The sequence below is a fragment of the Desulfobacterium sp. N47 genome (assembly GCF_051233685.1).
Lineage (GTDB): Bacteria > Desulfobacterota > Desulfobacteria > Desulfobacterales > RPRI01 > RPRI01.
In genome coordinates, this window is the sequence record NZ_JBAMMY010000104.1 from 1 (window position 1) to 4,875 (window position 4,875).

Below are 4,875 nucleotides of genomic sequence, written 5' to 3' on the forward strand. Positions count from 1 at the left end.
CATCGCCAAGGCCGCGTTGGCTGATGATTTTAATGCCGTTTGCAACAAAAACCAGAAACTCTCCCGAAAATCTTTCGTGGACGCGCTGTTACGGATGGTCGCGTGAGTAAACCATGCATCATTTCGGTGAAACTTTAGATATAAATTTACCATAACAGAAAACACTCCGATTGAAGAAGAAGTTGCTCTTGATCCCGAACTTTTGGGGAAAGTATTTGAAAACCTGCTCGCAAGTTATAATCCTGAAACGCAAACCACAGCCCGCAAGCAAACCGGCAGCTTTTATACACCGCGTGAAATCGTCAATTATATGGTGGATGAATCCCTGAAAGCGTATCTGAAGCAAAAGCTGGAAAATGAAGCCGGCATGAATGCAGACGATACGGATGTGGCATTAGCATTCCTGTTTGAATACAATGAAAAAGAACATCTGTTTGATAAAAAACAGGTTGCCGTTCTCATCAACGCTATAGACACATGCAAAATTCTTGATCCGGCCTGCGGCTCGGGCGCGTTTCCAATGGGAATTCTTCACAAGCTTGTGCATATCCTGCACAAACTCGATCCCAATAATGAACAGTGGAAAGAACGGCAGTTAGAAAAAGCAAAACATATAGAAGATGCATGTATCCGCGATAATTCAATAAATGATATCGAAGAAGCTTTTGCCAATAATGAATTTGATTACGGACGTAAATTATACCTGATTGAAAACTGCATTTTTGGCGTGGATATTCAACCAATTGCTGTGCAGATAGCCAAACTTCGATTTTTTATCTCCCTTGTGGTTGACCAGAAAAAACAGCAGGTAAAAGAAAATCTTGGAATTCGGGCATTGCCAAATCTTGAAACAAAGTTTGTTGCAGCAAATACTCTGATAGGGATAGACAAACCCGAGCAAATGCAGATCCAGAATCCGGAAATAAAAAAACTTGAAGAAGATCTAAAGGAGTTACGCCATAAATATTTCAGCGCAAAAACCAGAAAAGATAAACTGAATTGCCAGAAAAAAGACAAAAAACTCCGGAAAGAAATATCGGAACTATTGGTAAAAGACGGCTGGGATAATAAATCCGCAGAGCAGATAGCAGCTTTTGACCCTTATGACCAGAATGCCAGCAGCCCATTCTTTGAACCGGAGTGGATGTTTGGATTGAAAGCTGAAAAGGCAGGAGAAGGAGTTTTCGATGTAGTAATCGGGAATCCTCCATATTTTAACATGAACACTGTCAGCAAAGACCTCTATGGTTATATATCAAAGCATTATAAAGATATTCACACCGGATATAACGACATTGTTTACTATTTTATTTATCTTGGCATTGAATTTCTGAATAGGAATGGCTGCTGTACTTTAATAACTTCAAACTATTATCTTGGTAACGAATATGCAAAAACCTTACGGAAGTATTTGAAAAATCATATCGTTAAGATTTTGAACTTTAAAGATTATATGGTTTTTGATCAGGCCAGCATTCATACCTGCATCTCTATTTCATGCAAAGAAACAAAGTCAACCGAAGTCATTTTTTTCGAAGCTGCAACCGATGAGAAAATAACTTCAAGTGATATCGAAGAGCAACTTCGGTCTTTTGCTGTTAACCGGACCGATTTGGAAGCAGATTGGCTAATGGCAGATCAATCGACTACCTCGATTATTAACAAGCTTAATAACGGCTCTATATTATTAGGTGGCATATCGACAATCGAAAAAGGTTCCACTTCTGGCAAAAATACTGTTTTCACAATCTCCAGCGAACTTGTGAAAGAAAAAAAATTTGAAAAAGAACTTCTAAGGCGGAATTTAAAAAATGGCGATATTGATAGATATGCTCTTCGAGACAGAGGAAATTATCTGATCTATGTTGATAATCATACAGAGATAAAAAGATTCCCGAAGATTTATTCATACCTTGAGTCATATAAAGATGTTCTTGAAGACAGAAATGAAGTATCAAGCGGATTGTATCCGTGGTATAGGCTTGAACGCCCAAGGAATAAATCAGTATTTGATGCGAAGGAAAAAATTGTTGTTCCCTACAGAGCTGAAAATAATCGCTTTGCTTATGACAACGCTCAATATTTTAACGATGGCGGTGATATTCGGGCTATTGTAATCAATGATAGCAATGTAAATATCAAATATGTTTTAGCACTCCTGAACTCTAAGCTCATCGACTGGTTTTATGGATTTATCGGTAAACCCAAAGGGAAAGTCAGAGAATATTTTAACAAACCGCTTTCTTTGATTCCGATAAAAAGGATTGAATTATATGACCAGAAACCTTTCATAACAATTGTAGATTACATCCGCTTAATAAAAATAAGGAAATCTGATAACAATGTTTCCTTCTTTGAATCCCTCATTGATGCTATGGTTTATGAACTCTACTTCCCCGATGAAATCAAATCCGCAGATGCAGAAGTGCTAAAGCATCTGACAGACTTGCCAGAGTTTAATAATGACTGGGCAGAAGAAAAGAAACTGGAAATTATTGAAAACGTATATAGAGAGCTTTCCGACCCGGCGCATCCGGTGAGCATTGCAATGAAAAAAATGCAGGAAATTGAGGAAATCAGAATAATCGAGGGCAAGCAATGATAAAGCTAAACTTATTGATATTTAGAGTATTTTCTCATCTGAGCTTCAAATGGCACATTGTTTATTAAACGGGTTTTTATTTTTTTAAGACGTTCGTCTGTCATATCCGGTATAACCTTCTTAATAGTTTCTATTATTATATCTATAAGTTTATCTTTCGGAGAATCCGGCCGGAATTTTTGTATAATTTCTTTTTGTTCTGAGATTGGCAGCTTATCAAAGTTAGGTTTCTCATATAATATTCTTTGGTATATTTGTTTATCCAACCAAACAGGCTCATCTCTATTAAAAGCCAATATATCTGTGATTAATTTTTCTTCAGAATTTGTATTTTTATCTTCTGATATTTCTTTCCAATCTGTAACCCCTACTCTTGAATATAAATTACCAACCATCCAGCCAAGTTTCGGTTGAAATTCTGCAGATAGCCTTCCAACTCTTGCGGCAATGAGTTTTCCATAGTGCAAAGAAGCTTTTATCGAAATTGCAACTCTTAAAATAGCAACTGAATGTACTGAAATCCCGGAGTCAATTTCGGGATGCAAGCAGAATAGCCCCAATGTATTTTCGTTTTGGTTTACTAGACGTTCAGCTAAAGCTCTCACAGCTTTTTCCATTTGTTTATCATAGATTCCCGGTGCTAAATATCCAAATCTATCCTTAAGAGAATCACTGATGATATCGCTTAACGAACGTATTACAGATAAGTTTATGTGTGTGGTAGAACATTTTCTCCCTTTGTCTTTTCTTCTAACCATATCGCATGATTGGGTAACTATAAGAAAACCTCTATACTTTTTTTGGGCAAAATGAGGATGAACATCTCTGAAAAGCTCTGTCAATGCTTCAGTGGGTTCTAGTATGTCCCCTTGACGGAGATCAGAATCCGGCTTCAGTTCTTCATAAGTCCAATGCATGATTATAAATTTATTTTATCTTGTGGAGCTTATATTTTTTGGCTCTGGAATTTCCCTTGGAGCAATGCGCAACTTAATTTCCCCGCTAGTGCGACTAGTTGGAACCGATTGGATTTTCGATGAATGTTGATATGTTCTTTCTATTTTATGAGATGATTCAGTCTTTGCAGACCTGTACTGAATTTCATTCTGTTCAACAAATGTTGAATCTTTAATGTAATTAAATGTATCAGGCATTATAATTCATCCTCCGTACAAATTTTAAGAACTGAACTCATTATTTTTTTGGTAATCGCCAGGACGTCTTCAATTGATATAGATAGCCAGTCCGTTAGTATCGAATTATCGGCAGATTTTCTATCAAAATTTAGCAAAATTATACAACGATCCGGCTCTTGCGTTACAATATGAAGGTTAATATTACCTTCTTTCCAAGACAGTGATCTTCGAATTTCTCTTTCTAATATTATTAGACTATTATCGGATATTTTATCATCTATCTGTGGCTCTAACAGTTTTAAAAACTCAGGCTTTGGTTCTTCTATCTCATAGCGAATATTAAAACCCGCTGCAGATAATGGCGTTTTCGGTAAAGATTCTATCGCCTTACGGCAATATTCCCTTGATTTGTTAAGTGATTCCCAATTATTATTTTCACATTCTATAACAAGTCTTTCAAAATTAGCAGATATTATAAGTCCCTCGATTTTAACTTTAACCGGTGACATAGCATCTAGAGGAACTAACACTTCGATAGGAGTATCACCAGTCTTGTTAAAGATATGTTCTGCAATTCCTTTTGGAGTTAAAATAGCTGGGTTCCATTTACCGGCTACGACTGCACTCCACCCAATTGGTTTTAATTTGCTCATTTTTTAAAATCTCTATTGTGTATTATCTGAATTATTATAATACTAAACAACGATCTCCAATATCATTTGTCATGGTAAAGCTTCTTTTAGTTCTTTTAGATTGTTTTATATAATCAGTTTAACTTAAATGCAAGACCCAAAATCCGCTATTGCTTTTCATAAAGGTACTCTTTTGGCTTTATCAAATAAAAAAAATCAGTACAGACGATAAAAAACTCTTTGTATAAGCCTTTGTATTAGGTGAAAGCAGGCCATATTGCCAATAAATTTAATTTATGGCTCCATCTGGACGCCTCTACACTTTGATTCCAAATCATTGTATTTCTTTTTTCCTTTATCCGGCGGAAAACTCCCAGCTTTTCAATCGTATCTCCGAAAACAGGGCTTGATAATGACGCCTGACTTTTAACCATATAACTCCTCCATGAAAAACTATCTTGCCGGCCGTTTCATATAGCTTCCATCTTAAAGTTTGAACTTGATG

General features: G+C 36.3%; 4 protein-coding genes and 1 pseudogene. 1 reads left to right on the forward strand and 4 read right to left on the reverse strand.

Features of this window, described 5'->3' with window-relative positions; translation table 11 throughout:
- The first annotated feature begins 202 nt into the window (after positions 1-202).
- The gene (locus tag VXK47_RS06585; protein WP_435547978.1) at positions 203-2,602 is read left to right on the forward strand and encodes an Eco57I restriction-modification methylase domain-containing protein; all 2,400 of its coding nucleotides are present in this window, start codon (positions 203-205) and stop codon (positions 2,600-2,602) included.
- Positions 2,603-2,613: 11 nt separating this feature from the next.
- Here VXK47_RS06585 and VXK47_RS06590 read toward each other — a convergent pair whose 3' ends face one another.
- From VXK47_RS06590 to VXK47_RS06605, 4 genes and pseudogenes are all read right to left on the reverse strand, one after another.
- The gene (locus VXK47_RS06590; protein ID WP_435547979.1) at positions 2,614-3,444 is read right to left on the reverse strand and encodes a hypothetical protein; all 831 of its coding nucleotides are present in this window, start codon (positions 3,442-3,444) and stop codon (positions 2,614-2,616) included.
- 90 nt (positions 3,445-3,534) lie between these two features.
- Positions 3,535-3,756: a hypothetical protein gene (locus VXK47_RS06595; RefSeq protein WP_435547980.1), complete on the reverse strand. Its 222-nt coding sequence runs from the start codon at positions 3,754-3,756 to the stop codon at positions 3,535-3,537.
- Entirely contained in the window at positions 3,756-4,391 is a 636-nt protein-coding gene (locus VXK47_RS06600) for a hypothetical protein (protein ID WP_435547981.1), read from the reverse strand. The genes VXK47_RS06595 and VXK47_RS06600 overlap by 1 nt, the downstream gene beginning before the upstream one ends.
- Positions 4,392-4,725: 334 nt before the next feature.
- Positions 4,726-4,875 (reverse strand): annotated as a pseudogene (locus VXK47_RS06605) (IS1380 family transposase); the annotation flags it as partial.